Genomic DNA, 17,766 nt, shown 5'->3' on the forward strand with positions numbered 1-17,766 from the left:
CCGGCGCCCGCCGCGCGGGCGCCGTTCGTCGGCTCAGCGCCGCGCCTGCTTCAGCGTCTCGGCGATGAGGAAGGCCAGCTCCAGCGACTGGTCGGCGTTCAGCCGCGGGTCGCAGTGGGTGTGGTAGCGGTCGCTGAGCCCGGCTTCGGTGATCGGCCGCGCGCCGCCGATGCATTCGGTGACGTTCTGCCCGGTCATCTCGATGTGGATGCCGCCGGCGTGGCTGCCCTCGGCCTTGTGCACCTCGAAGAACTGCCGCACCTCGGCGAGGATGCGCGCGAAGTCGCGGGTCTTGTAGCCGCTGGAGGCCTTGATGGTGTTGCCGTGCATCGGGTCGCAGCTCCACAGCACCTGGCGGCCTTCGCGCTGAACGGTGCGGATCAGCCGCGGCAGGCCGTCGCCGACCTTGTCGGCGCCCATGCGCACGATCAGGTTGAGGCGGCCGGGGTCGTTGTCCGGGTTGAGGATGTCGATCAGCCGCAGCAGCTCCTCGTCGCCCATGCTCGGCCCGACCTTGACGCCGATGGGGTTGCCCACCCCGCGCAGCATCTCGACGTGGGCGCCGTCCAGCTGGCGGGTGCGGTCGCCGATCCAGAGCATGTGCGCCGAGCAGTCGTACCAGCCGCCGGTCAGGCTGTCGCGGCGGATGAAGGCTTCCTCGTAGTTCAGCAGCAGCGCCTCGTGGGCGGTGAAGAAGCTCACCTCGCGCAGTTGCGGGGCCGTGTCCAGGCCGCAGGCGCGCATGAAGGCGAGGGTTTCGTCGATGCGCCCGGCGAGCTGGCTGTATTTTTCCGCCAGGGCCGAGTTGGCGATGAAGTCGAGGTTCCACTGGTGCACTTCGTGGAGGTCGGCGAAGCCGCCCTGGGCGAAGGCGCGCAGCAGGTTGAGGGTGGCGGTGGACTGGTGGTAGGCCTGCAGCAGGCGCTGCGGGTCCGGCACGCGGTTGGCCTCGTCGAAACCGATGCCGTTGACGATGTCGCCGCGGTAGGCCGGCAGGGTCAGGTCGCCCACGGTTTCCTCGCCGCAGGAGCGCGGCTTGGCGAACTGCCCGGCCATGCGCCCGACCTTCACCACCGGGCAGCCGGCGGCGAAGGTCATCACCACCGCCATCTGCAGCAGCACCTTGAAGGTGTCGCGGATCTTCGCCGCGGAGAACTCGGCGAAGCTCTCGGCGCAGTCGCCGCCCTGCAGCAGGAAGGCGCGCCCGGCGGTGACCTCGGCGAACTGCCGGCGCAACTCGCGGGCCTCGCCGGCGAACACCAGCGGCGGGTAGCCGGCGAGCGTCTGCTCGACCTGCTGCAGGCGCGCGGCGTCGGGGTAGGCGGGTTGCTGCTGGATGGGGCGGCTTCTCCAGCTGTCGGGGCTCCAGGTCTGGCTCATCGGGGGCTCGCGGGGCAATGGCGGGTAGTCGCCCATGGTAACACCGGGCGCGGCCACCTTCAGCGCGGCGGGGCTGGTATCCTTCGCCTTCCATGAGCCCGCGGCCGTCGCCGTCCTTGCCCTGCGGAGAGCCCGCGTGTACCAGAGCCTGCCTTCCAATACCCTTCCGCATCGCCGGCCGCGCGCTGGCGCCCGTTGCCGTGGCCGGGGGCGCCGGGCATGAGCGAGGACCTGCTGATAGCCGAGGAGCGCGACGCCTACGGGGTGATCCGCGTGGTGGAGCAGGGCGGCTACCGCTACCTGGAGTTCGGCGAGGAGGTGGAGCAGAGCTGCGTGCGCATCGGCGATCCGGCCTGGTTGGAGTACGACTATTCCCGCGCCATGCTGCTGGGCGCGCTGTGCCACCCCGCGCCGCGCCGCGCGCTGTTCCTCGGCTTCGGCGCCGGCAGCCTGACCCAGGCCTGCCTGAAGCACCTGGCGCTGGACGAGGCGGAGGCCGTCGAGCTGCGCCCGGCGATCCCGCGCCTGGCCCGCGAGCACCTGGGCCTGGTGGACGAGCCGCGCCTGCGGTTGCGCATCGGCGATGCTGTGGAGGAGCTGGGCAACTGCGCGCCGGCCGACCTGATCTTCCTCGACCTCTACACCGACACCGGGCCGGCGCCGGCGCACCTGGGCTGGGACTTCCTCGGCGCCTGCCGCGACAAGCTGCGCCCCGGCGGCTGGCTGATCATCAACCAGTGGAGCACCGACGACGGCCGCCCGTTGGGCGCGGCCCTGCTGCGCGGGCGCTTCCACCGCCACTACCTGGAATGCCCGGTGCCGGAGGGCAACGTGATCGTCTTCGTGCCCGCCGACGTCGAGCAGAGCCTGGAGCCGCGCGGGCTGAAAAAGCGCGCCAAGGCCCTGCAGGGCGACCTGGGCTACGACCTGGGCGTCTACATCGACGCGCTACGCCCCGCGCAGTAGCGGCGGGCGCCCGTTCAGGGGAGCTGGTAGCTGAGCGTCAGGTTCAGCCGCGGGCTGCGCTCGTCGTTGTCGATGGCGCGGTCGGCGAACGGCTTGGCCACTTCCATTCCCAGCACGTACTGCTTGCGGTTGGAGAAGCGCACCCCGACGGCGCCGGAACCGAGCTTGGCGCCGGGCTGGCCGTTGGCGTTGTAGTGGGTGCGCGCGCCATCCACCACCAGGTAGGGCTGCAGCTGGTTCATCCACCTGTTCTGCCAGAGGAACGAGTAGTTCACCTCGTAGGAGGCGCCCCAGCCCTTGTCGCCGGTGGCCTGGTCGTCCGGATAGCCGCGGCCGAAGTTGGCGCCGCCGTAGGTGATCTGCTCGGAGTCCGGCAGGCTGTCGTGGGCCCACTGGAAGCTGACGTTGGCCACGCCCTGCATGCGTTCGCCGAACTGGTTCTGCTGGGCGCCGAAGCCGAGCACGCGGGTGAAGTCCTTCTTCGCCGGCGCGGTGCTCTGCGCGTCGAAGGCGTTCAGGCCCTTGTAGACGGCCAGGCTGCCGGCGCGCGCCTGCTTCTCGGCGAACTGCTGGACCAGGGTATCGACACCCACCACGCGCAACTTGCTGCGCAGCTTCACGCTGTAGGGCGTGGCCGGCGCCAGCAGGTCGTAGCGGCTGCTGTCGTCGACCGTGTAGGCGCGCAGGTTGACGTCCCAGGTGAGGTCGCGGCGCAGCAGCACGGGGATGCCCAGGCCGGCGCTTACCCGTTCGTTCTCGCGCTTGCGCGCGTACTGCAGCGGGCCGATCACCACGCGGTCTTCCAGGCTGGCGTTGTAGTGGCTGTAGCCGGCCATCAGTTGCAGGCCGTTGTCGCCCAGCAGCTGGCTGTAGTTCCAGGCGCGGTAGTGCTCCTTGTCGTCGCCGGGCGGGTAGAGGTAGCTGAACTGCAGTTGTTCGCCGCGGCCCAGCAGCGAGGCCAGGGTGGCGTTGAACAGCCCGCGCGGGTTGCCGTGGCGCGAGTCGAAGTCGGCGCCGGTGGTGACCATCTCGTGCCTGCCGAGCATCTCCAGCACGGCGCCGCCATCGGTGGTGGTCGGCGGGTTGAGGACCATGTCCATCTTCAGGCCGGGAACCCGGCTCATCAGCACGCTGAAGCGCTCGAAGCTGGCGCGGGTCAGCGGCTGCTCGGCCTTCAGGCGCTCGATCCAGCGCTCCACGCGGGCCTGGTGCACGCCCAGGTCGCCGGCGCTGCGCACTTCGCGCAGGTGGCCTTCGATCAGCATGATGCGCCCGACGCCGCCGCGGAAATCCTGGTTGGGCACGTAGGCGAAGGAAATGAGGTAGCCGTCGTCCTGGTAGCGCCGGGTGATGGCCTTGGCCGCCGCCACCAGTTCGCCGATCTTGATCTCGCGGCGGGTCAGCGGCTCCAGCAGGGGCTTCCAGGTGGCGATGGGGTAGTGGCCGCCGCCGGCGACTTCGATGCGCCGCAGGCGGATGCGCCGTTCGAGCAACTGCTGCGGCTGCGCGGCCGCCGGGGTGCTGACCCGCGGCGCCTGCGGGCGCACGTCGCCGCCGGGCAGGTTGGGCCTGGGCAGGCTCTGTTCGATGTCGGAACCGGGCAGTTGGATGGGGCGGTCGGCCCAGGCGAGGGGGCTGGCTAACAACAGCGTTACTACGGTCAGCTTGCGCATGGCTTCTCCCTGAAGCCGTTAAATGAAAGGGCGAAGGGCCGTTGCCGACCCTTCGCCGTTCGCTTTGGCGGGCTTGCCGTCAGTTTCCGGACTTGCCGCCCAGGCTGCCGGTCACGCCGCCCAGCAGGCCGCCCACGGTGCCCAGGGTGCCGCCGAGCAGGCCGCCGTTGCTGGCCAGGCCGTTGCTGCCGACGCTGCCGGTGACGCCGCCCAGGGTGCCGGTGACGCCGGAGAGCAGGCCGCCGACCGGATTGCTGCTGCCGGTGGCGCCGCCCAGGGTGCCGGTAACGCCGGAGAGCAGGCCGCCGACCGGGCTGCTGCCGCCGGTGACGCCGCCCAGGGTGCCGGTGACGCCGGAGAGCAGGCCGCCGACCGGGCTGCTGCTGCCGGTGGCGCCGCCCAGGGTGCCGGTAACGCCGGAGAGCAGGCCGCCGACCGGATTGCTGCTGCCAGTGGCGCCGCCCAGGGCGCCGGTGACGCCCGAGAGCAGCCCGCCGATCGGGTTGCCGGGGCTGCTGCCGGCCGGTGCGTTGACCAGGCCGCCCGTCGCGCTCACGGCCTCGCCGACGTTGGTCACGACGCTGCCCACCGGCGCGAGGACCGGCGTGGCGCTGCCGAGCTGGGTGCCGACCTGGCCCACCAGGCCGCCGACCGTGGTCACCAGGTTGTTCACCGGCGCGCCCAGGCCGGTGGTGGCGCCGACCTGCTGGGTCACGCCCTCGACCTGGCCGACCAGGCCGGCGGTGGTGGCGCTGAGCTGCTTGGTCAGCGGGCTGAGCGGGCCGCTGGTGACGGCGCCGCTGAGGGAGTCGCCGAGCATGCTGATCTGCCCGCCGACACCATCGACCACGCCGCCCAGGGTGGCGGTCACCGGCTTCAGCGGGGTGTTGGCGCCCACCGCGGCGACGGTGCCGCCCAGGTCGCTGACCGCGTTGCCGACGCTGCTAACCGTGCCGGTGGCGCCGGCGACCGTGGTGCCCAGGGCATTGGGATTGCTGCCGAGCTGGCCGATGCCGTTGGTGATACCGCTGCCCAGGCTGTTCACGCCCTGGCCGACGTCCTGGATGACGTTGCTGGCGCCTTCGCTCACGCCACTGCCGACCACCGGCAGGTCAATGCCCTTGACCACGCCGCCGACGCCGTTGACGGTGTTGCCCAGGGCGCTGACCGCTTCGCCGGTATTGCTGAGGATGGTGCTGGTGGTGCTGGGAGTGGTACCGCCGGTTCCGCCGCCATTGTTACCGCCGTCGCCGCCACCGTTGTTGCCGCCGGTCCCGCCGTCGCCACCGCTGCCGTTGCCGCCAGTACCGCCGGAACCGCTGCCATCGCCACCGCTACCCGAGCCGCCGTCGCCGGCGCCCTGGCCGGAACCGCTCCCGGAACTGGCGACGCTGCTGTGATGGCCGCCCTTGCTGCTGCACCCTTGCAGCGACATGGCAACGACCAGAAGAGACAATGCGAATACACGAATGGGACCAGACATCTTGTTGGGCTCCTCCCTGACGGGCTCTGGTGTTTCAGGGGAAGCCTCGATCCGCCAGCGGGAAGAGCGCCTCTCCTGATTTCCGGCACAGTCTTCGTGCTTTGTCGGGAGGGCGAAATTGCCTCTTGTAGATAGTCGTTTGGTCGTTTTCGCCCTGGCGATTCACCGGTGCTTTCAAGGCGATTGGCGGCCTTCGCGGGGCGATTTAATACTTTCGATATAGCGCTTTGCCGGGGTGCGGCGAAGGCGCGCGGGCGTCGTCGCGAAGGGCGGGGCGCCGGGGCTAGTTGCCGGAGAAGTTGCCTTCGCGTCTTTCCAGCAGCGACTGCAGGCCTTCGCGGGCATCCTCGCTGGCCAGCAGGGCCTTGAGTTGCTGCGGCAACTCGCGGATGGCCTGCGCCGTTCCCTGTTCCTGGGCGCGCCGCGCCGAGGCCAGGGTGGCGCGCACGGCCAGCGGGGCGCGGCGGGCAATGCGCGCGGCCAGCTTCAGGGCTTCGGGCAGCAGCTCTTCGGGCGGGTGGATTTCCTGCACCAGGCCCAGGCGCCAGGCTTCGTGGGCATCGAACTCGTCGCCGCTGAGCAGCCAGCGCATGGCGTTACCCCAGCCGGCCACCTGCGGCAGGCGCAGGGTGGCGCCGCCCAGGGGCAGCAGGCCGCGGCGCACCTCCATCTGGGCGAAGCGGGCGGTGCTGGCGCACAGGCAGATGTCCGCCGCCAGCATCAGCTCGATGCCGATGGTGTAGCAGTAGCCCTGCACGGCGACCACCAGCGGCTTGCTCAGCCGCGGCCCGCCGAGGGTGCCCCAGGGGTCGACCGCGCCGGCCGGCAGTTGCCAGCCGTCGTGCAGGCGCTGGCTGACGTCGGCCAGGTCGAGGCCGGCGCTGAAGTGTTCGCCGTGGGCGACGATCAGCGCGCAGCGCAGGTCGTCGTCGCGTTCGTAGTCGCCCAGGGCCAGCATCAGTTCGTCGAGCATGCGCTGGTCGAAGGCGTTGCGCTTCTGCGGCCGGTTCAGGCCCAGCAGCAGGAGGTGGCCGCGGCGCGTGACGGTGACGCGGGGTTCGCTGGTAGGGTTCACGGCGCGTGCTCCTGGCAGGTGGCCCTGCTCGGTATAGACGGCGGGTGGCCGATTGTGCAAGTCTTGACCGTTCGGCCAGCGACAGCGGAAAAGCCGCACATCGACGGCATTTTTCCGGTATGATACGCGCCGGCCTGTCACGGCCCTGTTCGGGACCGCATCTTTCGGAGCCTGCACGCTCTGGCTGTGCATCCGCATCCGCGGACTTCCTTGACGTATTCTTCCAACAGTTCAGTTCGCAAATCCCCGCTTCCAGCTGCCTGGGTGACTTCAGTGTCGTACAGGGCATGCGCAGCTCGGCCATTGGGTCTTTGCGGATGTATTTAGAGGCAAAACCCATGACCCAGGAAACCGGCGGCTTCGCCGCGCTCGGCATTCATTCCAATATCCTCGCTGCCATCGCCGCGGTCGGCTACGAAGAGCCATCGCCCATCCAGGCCCAGTCGATCCCGGTGATCCTCGAAGGCCACGACATGATCGGCCAGGCCCAGACCGGCACCGGCAAGACCGCCGCCTTCGCCCTGCCGCTGCTGTCGAAGATCGAACCGACCCGCCGCGAGCCCCAGATGCTGATCCTGGTGCCGACCCGCGAACTGGCCCTGCAGGTGGCCACCGCCTGCGAAACCTACTCCAAGCAGATGCCCGGCGTCGGCGTGGTCGCCGTCTACGGCGGCGCGCCCATGGGCCCGCAACTCAAGGCCCTGCGTCAGGGCGCCCAGGTGCTGGTGGCCACCCCCGGCCGCCTGTGCGACCACCTGCGCCGCGACGAGAACCTGCTGGGCACCGTCGAGCGCCTGGTCCTCGACGAGGCCGACGAGATGCTCAAGCTCGGCTTCATGGACGACCTGGAAGTAATCTTCGAGGCCATGCCGGCCAGCCGCCAGACCGTGCTGTTCTCCGCGACCCTGCCGGCCTCGATCCGCAGCATCGCCGAACGCCACCTGAAAGAACCCAAGCACGTCCGCATCGCCGCCAAGACCCAGACCGTGGCGCGCATCGAGCAGGTCCACCTGATGGTCCATGCCGACCAGAAGGCCGCCTCCATCCTGCGCCTGCTGGAAGTCGAGCAGTTCGACGCGCTGATCGGCTTCGTGCGCACCAAGCAGGCCACCCTGGACATCGCCGAGCTGCTCGAGCGCCAGGGCTACCGCGCCGCCGCGCTGAACGGCGATATCCCGCAGGCCCAGCGCGAGCGCGTCATCGAGTCGCTCAAGGACGGTTCGCTGGACATCGTCATCGCCACCGACGTGGCCGCCCGCGGCCTGGACGTGGCGCGCATCACCCACGTGCTGAACATCGACATGCCGTACGACCCCGAGTCTTACGTGCACCGCATCGGCCGTACCGGCCGCGCCGGCCGCGAAGGCCGCGCGCTGCTGCTGGTGACCCCGCGCGAGCGCCGCATGTTGCAGGTGATCGAGCGCGTCACCGGGCAGAAGGTCGGCGAAGTGCGCCTGCCCGACGCCGACACCGTGCTGGAAGCACGCCTGGCGCGCCTGGCCGCCGGCCTGCAGCCGCTGCTGGAAACCGCCGTCGCCACCCGTGGCGCCGTGCGCGACGAGCTGTGCCGCCGCCTGGGCACCGATGCCGAAACCCTGTCCGCGGTGCTGCTGGCCAAGCTCACCGAAGGCAAGGCCCTGGACCTGGAATCGGTGCGCCGCGAACAACCGCTGACCCCGGCCGCCCCGCGCGAGCGCAGCGACCGCTACGAGCGTGGCGAACGCGGTGAGCGCAGTGACCGTGGCGAACGCTCCGGCGAGCGCCGCCCGATGGTCGCCCCGGCCGAAGGCAAGGCCCGCTGCCGCACCGCCCTGGGCGCGCGCGACGGCGTGGCGGCGAAGAACCTGCTGGGCGCCATCCTCAACGAGGGCGGCCTGTCCCGCGAGGCCATCGGCCGCATCCAGATCCGCGAGACCTTCAGCCTGATCGAACTGCCCGAAGACGGCCTGGAGCGCCTGCTCGGCAAACTCAAGGACACCCGCGTCGCCGGCAAGGCCCTGCGCCTGCGCCGCTACCGCGAGGATTGATCCGCGCGCCACGCGCCGCGATCGAATGAAAACGCCGCAGCCGGGTGACCGGGTGCGGCGTTTTTGTTTGGAGCAATTGTCTTGCCGGCCGCGCGGGGTGCTTTTCGTAGGATGGGTTGAGCTTGCGAAACCCATGCTGCCATTGGTGATGGGTATCGCTTCGCTCAACCCATCCTACGAAAGCTGTAGGAGGCATGGCGTTCCCACCCGTGCCATTCCCCTGGGGCGCGCCCTGCGCGCGAAATCGCGGGCAGGGCCCGCTCCTACAGTTTGCTGGGAGGCATGGCGTTCTCGCCCGTAGGAGCGGACCTTGTCCGCGATGGCCGGCGGCTGCGGCGCGATTCGCGGATGAGATCCGCCTACGCCGCTTCACCCGCGCCATTCCCCTGTAGGAGGCATGGCATTCTCGCCCGTAGGAGCGGACCTTGTCCGCGATAGCCGGAGGTTCCGGTGCGATTCGCGGATGAGATCCGCTACGCCGCTTCACCCGCGCCATTCCCCTGTAGGAGCGCGCCCTGCGCGCGAATCGCGGGCAGGGCCCGCTCCTACAGTTTGCTGGGAGGCATGGCGTTCTCGCCCGTAGCGGACCTTGTCCGCGATAGCCGGAGGTTCCGGCGCGATTCGCGGATGAGATCCGCTCCTACGCTGTCCGGCAAACACAGCGCCCCGCCCGTCTGCTCAGTTGTCTTCCAGCGGCCCCATCGCGGTGGTGTTGAAGCCGCCGTCGACGTAGAGGATTTCGCCGCTGATGCCGCTGGCCAGGTCGGAGCAGAGGAAGGCCGCGGCGTTGCCGACTTCTTCGATGGTCACGTTGCGCCGCAGCGGGGTCTGGCGTTCGTTGGCGGCGAGCATCTTGCGGAAGCTCTTGATGCCGGAGGCGGCCAGGGTGCGGATCGGGCCGGCGGACACCGCGTTCACCCGCGTGCCCTCCGGGCCCAGGCTGCCGGCCAGGTAGCGCACGCCGGCTTCCAGGCTGGCCTTGGCCATGCCCATCACGTTGTAGTTGGGCATGGTGCGCTCGGCGCCCAGGTAGGTGAGGGTCAGCAGGCTGCCGTTGCGGCCTTTCATCATCTCGCGGCCGGCCTTGGCCAGGGCGACGAAGCTGTAGGCGCTGATGTCGTGGGCGATGCGGAAGCCGTCGCGGGTGGTGACGCTGGTGAAGTCGCCGTCCAACTGGTCGCCCGGGGCGAAGCCCACCGAGTGGACGATGATGTCCAGGCCGTCCCACTGCTTGCCCAGTTCGTGGAACACCGCCTCGATGTCGGCGTCGTTGGCCACGTCGCAGGGGAAGCACAGCTCGGCGCTGGAGCCCCAGCCGGCGGCGAATTCCTCGACGCGGCCCTTGAGCTTGTCGTTCTGGTAGGTGAAGGCGAGTTGCGCGCCTTCGCGGTGCATCGCCTCGGCGATGCCCGAGGCGATGGACAGCTTGCTGGCCACGCCGACGATCAGCGCGCGTTTACCGGCTAGAAAACCCATGTTCGTCCCTTCCTTGCAGGTCAGTCTTCAAGCGCCGCCGCCGGGGCCATGAAGGCGGCCTCCAGCAGTTGCTGGGTATAGGGGTGCTGCGGCGCGCTGAAGATTTCCTGCGCCGGGCCGCCTTCGACCACCTTGCCCTGGCGGATCACCAGCAACTGGTGGCTCAGGGCCTTCACCACCGCGAGGTCGTGGCTGATGAACAGGTAGGTGAGGTTGTACTTGGCCTGTAACTGGCGCAGCAGGTCGACCACCTGGCGCTGCACCGAGCGGTCCAGCGCCGAGGTCGGCTCGTCCAGCAGGATCAGCGCCGGCTTGAGCACCAGGGCGCGGGCGATGGCGATGCGCTGGCGCTGGCCGCCGGAGAATTCGTGGGGGTAGCGGTGGCGCGCCTGCGGGTTCAGGCCGACTTCCAGCAGCGCGTCGATGATGCGCTGCTGCTGTTCCTTCTCGTCGCAGATGCCGTGGACTTCCAGGCCCTCGCCGACGATCTGGCCCACCGACAGGCGCGGGCTGAGGCTGCCGTACGGGTCCTGGAAGACCACTTGCATCTCGCGGCGCAGCGGGCGCACCTCGGCCTGGTTCATGGCGTCCAGGGCGTTGCCCTCGAAGCGGATGCCGCCGCGGCTGTCGATCAGCCGCAGGATGGCCAGGCCCAGGGTGGACTTGCCCGAGCCGCTTTCGCCGACGATGCCCAGGGTCTGCCCGCGGGGCAGGCTGAAGTCGATGCCGTCCACCGCCTTGATGTGGTCCACGGTGCGGCGGAACACGCCCTTCCTGATCGGGAACCACACGCGCAGGTCCTGCACGCTCAGCAGCTCCTCGCCCGGCGGGTTGGCCGCCGGCGCGCCGCTGGGTTCGGCGCCGAGCAGCTCGCGGGTGTAGGGGTGCTGCGGGGCTTCGAACAACTGCTCGCAATCGGCCTGCTCGACGATCCTGCCCTGCTGCATCACGCACACGCGGTGGGCGATGCGCCGCACCAGGTTGAGATCGTGGGTGATCAGCAGCAAAGCCATGCCCAGGCGCGCCTGCAGTTCGGCCAGCAGGTCGAGGATTTTCAGCTGCACGGTGACGTCCAGTGCCGTGGTCGGCTCGTCGGCGATCAGCAGCTCCGGTTCGTTGGCCAGGGCCATGGCGATCATCACCCGCTGCCGTTGGCCGCCGGACAGCTCGTGGGGGTAGGACTTCAGCCGCGTGGCCGGGTCGGGGATGCCGACCAGGTCGAGCAGTTCGAGGGTGCGCGCGCGCGCCGCCTGACCCTGCAGGCCCTTGTGCAGGGCGAGCACTTCGCCGATCTGCTTCTCCACGGTGTGCAGCGGGTTCAGCGAGGTCATGGGCTCCTGGAAGACCATGGCGATGCGGTTGCCGCGGATGCCGCGCAGCTTGCGTTCCGGCGCCTTGAGCAGGTCCAGCCCGGCGTAGCGGACGCTGCCGCTGGGGTGGCTGGCCGTGGGGTAGGGCAGCAGGCGCAGGAGGGAAAGGGCGGTGACCGACTTGCCCGAGCCGCTTTCGCCGACCAGGGCCAGGGTCTCGCCGCGGCGGATGTCGAAGCTGACTTTGTCCACGGCGTGGACGCATTCCTCGCCGCAGGCGAAGTCGACGCAAAGGTCGCGGATTTCCACCAGGTTGTCTTGGGCGCTCTGGCTCATCTCACTTCCTCGGGTCGAAGGCATCGCGGGCGGCCTCGCCGATGAACACCAGCAGGCTGAGCATCAGCGCCAGCACCACGAAGGCGCTGATCCCCAGCCACGGCGCCTGCAGGTTGGACTTGCCCTGGGCGACCAGCTCGCCGAGGGACGGCGAGCCGGCCGGCAGGCCGAAGCCGAGGAAGTCCAGGGAGGTCAGGGTGGCGATGGCGCCGGTGAGGATGAACGGCATGAAGGTCAGGGTGGAGATCATCGCGTTGGGCAGGATGTGGCGGAACATGATCTTGCCGTTCTTCATGCCCAGGGCGCGGGCCGCGCGCACGTATTCCAGGTTGCGCCCGCGAAGGAACTCGGCGCGCACCACGTCCACCAGGCTCATCCAGGAGAACAGCAGCATGATGCCCAGCAGCCACCAGAAGTTCGGCTGCACGAAGCTGGCGAGGATGATCAGCAGGTAGAGCACCGGCAGGCCCGACCAGATTTCCAGGAAGCGCTGGCCGAGCAGGTCGACCCAGCCGCCGTAGAAGCCCTGCAGGGCGCCGACCAGCACGCCGATCAGCGAGCTGAGCAGGGTCAGCACCAGGGCGAACAGCACCGAGATGCGGAAGCCGTAGATCACCCGCGCCAGCACGTCGCGGGCCTGGTCGTCGGTGCCCAGCAGGTTCTCCGCGCTGGGCGCCGAGGGCACCGGCACGCGCAGGTCGTAGTTGATGCTGTCGTAGCTGTAGGCGATCGGCGGCCAGAGCACCCAGGCGTCCTTGTCGGCCAGCAGCTGGCGCATGTAGGGCGCCTTGTAGTTGCCCTCCAGGGGGAACTCGCCGCCGAACACGGTCTCCGGGTAGCGCTTGAGCACCGGGAAGTACCACTGGCCGTCGTAGCGCACCGCCAGCGGCTTGTCGTTGGCGATCAGCTCGGCGCCCAGGCTCAGCCCGAACAGCGCGAGGAACAGCCACAGCGACCACCAGCCGCGCTTGTTGGCCTTGAAGCGCGCCCAGCGGCGCTGGTTCATCGGGGACAGGCGCATCGGATCACTCCCGGTTCTCGAAGTCGATGCGCGGATCGACGAGGGTGTAGAGGACGTCGCTGACCAGCTTCATGATCAGACCGAACAGGGTGAAGATGAACAGGGTGCCGAACACCACCGGGTAGTCGCGGTTGAGCGCCGACTCGAAGCTGAGCAGGCCCAGGCCGTCGAGGGAGAAGATCACCTCGATCAGCAGCGAGCCGGTGAAGAACACCCCCAGCAGCGCCGAGGGCAGGCCGGCGATGATCAGCAGCATGGCGTTGCGGAACACGTGGCCGTAGAGCACCTGGCGCTCGGTCAGGCCCTTGGCGCGGGCGGTGACCACGTACTGCTTGCCGATCTCGTCGAGGAAGCTGTTCTTGGTCAGCAGGGTGATGGTGGCGAAGTTGCCGATGACCAGGGCGGTGATCGGCAGGGCCAGGTGCCAGAAGTAGTCCTTGACCTTGCCGAAGGTGCTCAGCTCGTCGAAGTCGTTGGAGGTCAGCCCGCGCAGGGGGAACCAGTCCCAGTAGCTGCCGCCGGCGAACAGCACCACCAGCAGGATGGCGAAGAGGAAGGCGGGGATGGCGTAGCCGATGATGATCGCCGAGCTGGTCCAGATGTCGAACTGGCTGCCGTTGCGCACCGCCTTGGCGATGCCCAGGGGGATGGACACCAGGTACATGATCAGGGTGCTCCACAGCCCCAGGGAGATGGACACCGGCAGCTTCTCGATGATCAGGTCGGTGACCTTGGCGTCGCGGAAGAAGCTGCTGCCGAAGTCCAGGTGCACGTAGTTCTTGAGCATGATCCAGAAGCGCTCGGGCGCCGGCTTGTCGAAGCCGTACATGCGCTCGATTTCCTTCACCAGTTCCGGGTCCAGGCCCTGGCCGCCGCGGTAGTGCGAGCCGCCGGAGGAGGCCAGCTCGCCGCCGGAGCCGGCGATGCGCCCGGTGGCCCCGCCGGCGGCGGCGTTGACGCCTTCGAGCTTGGCGATCATCTGGTCCACCGGCCCGCCGGGGGCGGCCTGGATGATGATGAAGTTGATCAGCAGGATGCCGAACAGCGTCGGCACTATCAGCAGCAGGCGGCGCAGGATGTAGGCGAGCATCAGCGGGTCTCCTGCGCCTGGGCCGCGGCCTGGGTCGGCTCGGCCTTGTCGCGGGCCTGCCACCAGGTCATCAGCGCGTAGCTGTAGGGCGGCAGCTTGGCGGGGTGGGCGATGCGGTTCCAGTAGGCCAGGCGCCAGGTGTCCAGGTACCAGTTGGGCACCACGTAGTGGCCCCACTGCAGGGCGCGGTCCAGGGCGCGGGCGTGGCGCACCAGGGATTCGCGCGAGTCGGCCTTGATCAGGCTGTCCACCAGTGCGTCGATGGCCGGGTCGCGCAGGCCGATGAAGTTGCGGCTGCCGGGGTTGTCGGCGCTGGCCGAATGCCAGAACTCGCGCTGCTCGTTGCCCGGCGAGTTGGACTGTGGCCAACTGGCGACCATCATGTCGAAGTCCCGCGAGCGCAGGCGGTTGATGTACTGGGAGATGTCCACCACGCGGATCTGCATGTCGATGCCCAGTTCGGCGAGGTTGCGCTTGTAGGGCAGCAGCACGCGCAGGAAGTCGGCCTGCACCAGCATGAATTCGAAGCTCAGCGGCTTGCCGTCGGGGCCGACCATGCGGTCGTCGACGATCCTGTAGCCGGCGTCCAGCAGCAGCTTGTAGGCCTTGCGCTTCTGCTCGCGGATGATGCCGCTGCCGTCGCTGACCGGCGGCTCGTAGACGCTGTCGAAGACCTGCGGTGGCAATTTGCCGCGCAGCGGTTCGAGGATCGCCAGCTCCTGCGCGTCGGGCAGCTCGTGGGCGGCCATCTCGGAGTTCTCGAAGTAGCTGCGGTCGCGCTTGTAGGAGCCGAAGAACAGCTGCTTGTTGGTCCACTCGAAGTCGAACAGCAGGCTGATGGCCTCGCGCACCCGCGCGTCCTGGAACACCGGGCGGCGGAGGTTGAAGGCGAAGCCCTGCATGCCCCAGGGATTGTCGTTGTGCAGTTCCTGGCGGACGATGCGGCCGTCGCGTATCGCCGGCGAGTCGTAGGCGGTGGCCCAGTTCTTCGCGATGCGCTCCTCGTTGAAGTCGAACTGCCCGGCCTTGAAGGCTTCCAGGGCCACGGTCAGGTCGCGGTAGGAGTCCACCACCACGGCGTCGAAGTTGTTGAAGCCGCGGTTCACCGGCAGGTCTTTGGCCCAGTAGTCCTTGACCCGCTCGTAGCGGATCGAGCGGCCCGGGTCGACCTTGGCGACGCGGTAGGGGCCGCTGCCCAGCGGCGGCTCCAGGCTGGTCTTGGCGAAGTCGCGGCTGGCCCACCAGTGCCTGGGCAGGATCTGCAACTGGCCGAGGATCAGCGGCAGCTCGCGGTTGCCCGGGCGCTTGAAGTCGAAGCGCACGCGCAGCTTGTCCTCGGCCACCACCTTGTCGACGTCCGCGTAGTAGTTGCGGTACATGGGGTCGCCCTGCTTGATCAGCGTTTCGAAGGTGAAGACCACGTCGTCGGCGGTGACCGGGGTGCCGTCGTTGAAGCGCGCCTGGGGGCGCAGGTAGAAGCGCACGAAGCGCTGCTCGGGGTCCTTCTCGATCTTCTCGGCGAGCAGGCCGTATTCGGTGAAGGGCTCGTCCAGGGAGTGGAAGGTCAGGGTGTCGTAGATCAGGCTGATCTGCGAGGCCGGGTTGCCCTTGGGGATGAACGGGTTGAGGCTGTCGAAGCCGCCGGTGTCGGAGAGCCGCAGGGTGCCGCCCTTGGGGGCGTCGGGGTTGACGAAGTCGAAGTGGCGGTAGCCGGCCGGGTATTTCGGCGCCTCGTCGTAGAGGGTGATGGCATGTTGCGGCGCGGCCTGCAGGCCGGCGCCCAGGCCGAGCAGGCCGAGCAGGAGGAGGGCGCGGAGCTTCATCGACGGCGCTCCGCCGCCGATCCGGTGGTGGGCGCGGGTGCGGGGCGAGGGGCGCTGGTCGGCATTCTGGGCATGGTCTGCTCGTAGGTGCGTTCGGGCTGGCATCGTTTGTACTGGTTGGGGCCGCTCCCGTGCAAGGGGTGGCAGCGGACGCACGACGCGGCGGGCGACGGCGCGCCGGCGTTTGCACGGGCGTCCCGAGAGGGCCACGGTAACAGCTTGTATTGCGGGGAAAAAGCTCGGGCCGGATGCTTAGGCCGTGCTTTCGGGGAAAAAGTTGCCGGGGGCGGGTGGCTCCGTGCTCGGCGCCGAGGGAGCTGTGGCCAAGGTCAAACGGCGGATAACGCCGTAGGCGTTATGCGCCCTACGCCAGGCCCACCCTGGGCGTAGGGCGAATAACCGTTCGCGGTTATCCGCCGTTACACCGCGATTCCCGCCAACGCCATGGCTGGGCCGGACGGGAAATCAACGGCTCGCGGTATCGAGATAAAGCGTCAGCGTCTGCCCAGGCTTGAGCGCATGGGCGCTGCTGCGCGGGTTCCAGCGCTTGATGTGCTGCATCTCGACATTGAAGCGCTTGGCGATCAGGTACATGGAATCGCCCTGCTTGACCTTGTAGTAGGTCGCCGCTTCCTGCTGCTGCTTGGCCTTGCCGTTGGCGCCGCTGCGCGATGCCAGCTGGGTGGCGCCTTGCAGCTTGAGCACCTGGCCGGGCTTGACGCCGTGGCTGTCCAGGCCGTTCCAGCGCTTCAGGTCGTCGACGCCGACGCCGGTGGCGCGGGCGATCTGCCAGAGGTTGTCGCCGCTCTTGACCTTGTAGCTGCGGGTGGCGTTGGCCAGGCTGGGCGCCTTGGTCGCGCCGGCCTTGGCCACCTGGCGCGCGGGCTCCAGTTCCGGCATGCGGCTGCCCTTGGCCGGGATCAGCAGCGCCTGGCCGTTGCGCACGCGGTTGGAACTCAGGCGGTTGCTGCTCTTGAGCTCGGCCACGCTGATGCCGTGCCTGGCCGCGATGCTGCGCAGGCTGTCGCCGCGGCGCACCTTGTACTGCTTCCAGCTCACCAGGTCCTGGGGCTGCAGGGAGGCGAGGCCGGCCTTGAGCCGTTCCACCTTCTCCTTGGGCACCAGCAGCTGCTGCGGGCCGTCCATGGTGATGCGGCGCTTGAAGGCCGGGTTGAGCAGGTACAGCTCGTCCTCGTCGAGTTCGGCCAGCGCCGCGACGCGCGACAGGTCCAGGCCGGGCTTGACCTTCACCGCGGCGAAGTAGGATTCGTTGGCGATGGGGTTGAGGTTGATGCCGTAGGCTTCCGGCGACATCACCAACTGCGACAGGGCCAGCAGCTTGGGCACGTAGTCCTGGGTTTCCTGGGGCAGCGGCAGGTTCCAGTAGTCGGTCGGCAGGCCGAGCTTCTGGTTGCGCTCGATGGCGCGGCTGACGGTGCCTTCGCCGGCGTTGTAGGCGGCCAGGGCGAGCAGCCAGTCGCCGTTGAACATGTCGTGCAGGCGGTTCAGGTAGGTCAGCGCCGCGTTGGTCGAGGCCTTGATGTCGCGGCGGCCGTCGTACCAGCTGGTCTGGCGCAGGTTGAAGTGGGTGCCGGTGGTGGGGATGAACTGCCACAGGCCCACCGCCTGGGCGCGGGACACGGCCAGGGGGTTGTAGGCGCTCTCGATCATCGGCAGCAGCGCCAGTTCCAGCGGCATCTGCCGTTCTTCCAGGCGCTCCACCACGTAGTGCATGTAGGGGCTGCCGCGCTCGGAGGCCTGCTCGATGAAGGCTTGGTTGCTGACGAACCACAGGCGCTGGCGTTCGATGCGCGGGTTGGTGTCGGTGGCGTCGGCCTGCAGCTGGAAGCCGTGGCGCATGCGCTGCCAGATGTCGCTGTCGGCGTAGGCCGGGTTGAACTGTACGTCCACCGCGCGGCTGGCGGGGCGGTAGGTCAGGGTGTCCTGGTCGGTGCCGCTGTGCTGGCTGGTCTGGCAGCCGGCGAGGGCGCCGGCGCCGAGCAGGACGGAGACTCGTATGGCACGAGCCAATGCGTCTAGATCGCTGGTCTTACTGGTCTTTGGCGGCATTGGCGGATGACTTTGTCCAGGGTAAAAATTTCGGGG

The 17,766-nt window shown here is 69.0% G+C and carries 12 protein-coding genes; 2 read left to right on the forward strand and 10 right to left on the reverse strand.

All coding sequences use genetic code 11. The features are described from left to right. Positions 1-33: 33 nt before the first annotated feature. Positions 34-1,380 carry a class II 3-deoxy-7-phosphoheptulonate synthase gene (locus tag PcP3B5_RS10815; RefSeq protein ID WP_061561236.1) on the reverse strand — a complete coding sequence of 449 codons (1,347 nt, stop codon included), beginning with the start codon at positions 1,378-1,380 and terminating at the stop codon, positions 34-36. Positions 1,381-1,599: 219 nt separating this feature from the next. Here PcP3B5_RS10815 and PcP3B5_RS10820 point away from each other — a divergent pair, with 219 nt between their 5' ends. Then, the gene (locus PcP3B5_RS10820) at positions 1,600-2,346 is read left to right on the forward strand and encodes a spermidine synthase (RefSeq protein ID WP_009619094.1); all 747 of its coding nucleotides are present in this window, start codon (positions 1,600-1,602) and stop codon (positions 2,344-2,346) included. A gap of 14 nt (positions 2,347-2,360) precedes the next feature. Here the strand turns inward: PcP3B5_RS10820 and PcP3B5_RS10825 are convergent, their stop codons facing one another. The 3 genes from PcP3B5_RS10825 to PcP3B5_RS10835 form a co-directional block, all read right to left on the reverse strand. After that, positions 2,361-4,019: a ShlB/FhaC/HecB family hemolysin secretion/activation protein gene (locus PcP3B5_RS10825; protein ID WP_061561237.1), complete on the reverse strand. Its 1,659-nt coding sequence runs from the start codon at positions 4,017-4,019 to the stop codon at positions 2,361-2,363. A gap of 79 nt (positions 4,020-4,098) precedes the next feature. Further along, complete coding sequence (locus tag PcP3B5_RS10830) at positions 4,099-5,454, reverse strand: collagen-like triple helix repeat-containing protein (RefSeq protein ID WP_237143083.1); 1,356 nt, start codon at positions 5,452-5,454, stop codon at positions 4,099-4,101. 331 nt (positions 5,455-5,785) lie between these two features. Further along, entirely contained in the window at positions 5,786-6,577 is a 792-nt protein-coding gene (locus PcP3B5_RS10835) for a crotonase/enoyl-CoA hydratase family protein (protein WP_009619097.1), read from the reverse strand. 338 nt (positions 6,578-6,915) lie between these two features. Between PcP3B5_RS10835 and PcP3B5_RS10840 the strand changes: the two genes are divergently transcribed. Next, on the forward strand, positions 6,916-8,604 hold the full coding sequence (locus PcP3B5_RS10840) for a DEAD/DEAH box helicase (RefSeq protein ID WP_009619098.1): 1,689 nt from the start codon (positions 6,916-6,918) through the stop codon (positions 8,602-8,604). 678 nt (positions 8,605-9,282) lie between these two features. Here PcP3B5_RS10840 and fabI read toward each other — a convergent pair. The 6 genes from fabI to PcP3B5_RS10870 form a co-directional block, all read right to left on the reverse strand. Then, entirely contained in the window at positions 9,283-10,080 is a 798-nt protein-coding gene (fabI, locus tag PcP3B5_RS10845; RefSeq protein WP_061561239.1) for an enoyl-ACP reductase FabI, read from the reverse strand. 20 nt (positions 10,081-10,100) lie between these two features. Further along, positions 10,101-11,726, reverse strand: a complete 1,626-nt coding sequence (locus PcP3B5_RS10850) for an ABC transporter ATP-binding protein (RefSeq protein WP_061561240.1) — start codon at positions 11,724-11,726, stop codon at positions 10,101-10,103. Position 11,727: 1 nt separating this feature from the next. Further along, a complete protein-coding gene (locus tag PcP3B5_RS10855) occupies positions 11,728-12,747 on the reverse strand; it encodes an ABC transporter permease (protein ID WP_009619102.1) in 1,020 nt (339 codons plus the stop codon). 4 nt (positions 12,748-12,751) lie between these two features. Beyond that, positions 12,752-13,837, reverse strand: a complete 1,086-nt coding sequence (locus tag PcP3B5_RS10860) for a microcin C ABC transporter permease YejB (protein WP_009619104.1) — start codon at positions 13,835-13,837, stop codon at positions 12,752-12,754. After that, positions 13,837-15,660: an extracellular solute-binding protein gene (locus PcP3B5_RS10865; protein WP_061561241.1), complete on the reverse strand. Its 1,824-nt coding sequence runs from the start codon at positions 15,658-15,660 to the stop codon at positions 13,837-13,839. The genes PcP3B5_RS10860 and PcP3B5_RS10865 overlap by 1 nt, the downstream gene beginning before the upstream one ends. A gap of 465 nt (positions 15,661-16,125) precedes the next feature. Next, entirely contained in the window at positions 16,126-17,730 is a 1,605-nt protein-coding gene (locus tag PcP3B5_RS10870; protein ID WP_061561242.1) for a LysM peptidoglycan-binding domain-containing protein, read from the reverse strand. Between the last annotated feature and the right edge of the window lie 36 nt (positions 17,731-17,766).

Source organism: Pseudomonas citronellolis (assembly GCF_001586155.1).
Classification (GTDB): domain Bacteria; phylum Pseudomonadota; class Gammaproteobacteria; order Pseudomonadales; family Pseudomonadaceae; genus Pseudomonas; species Pseudomonas citronellolis.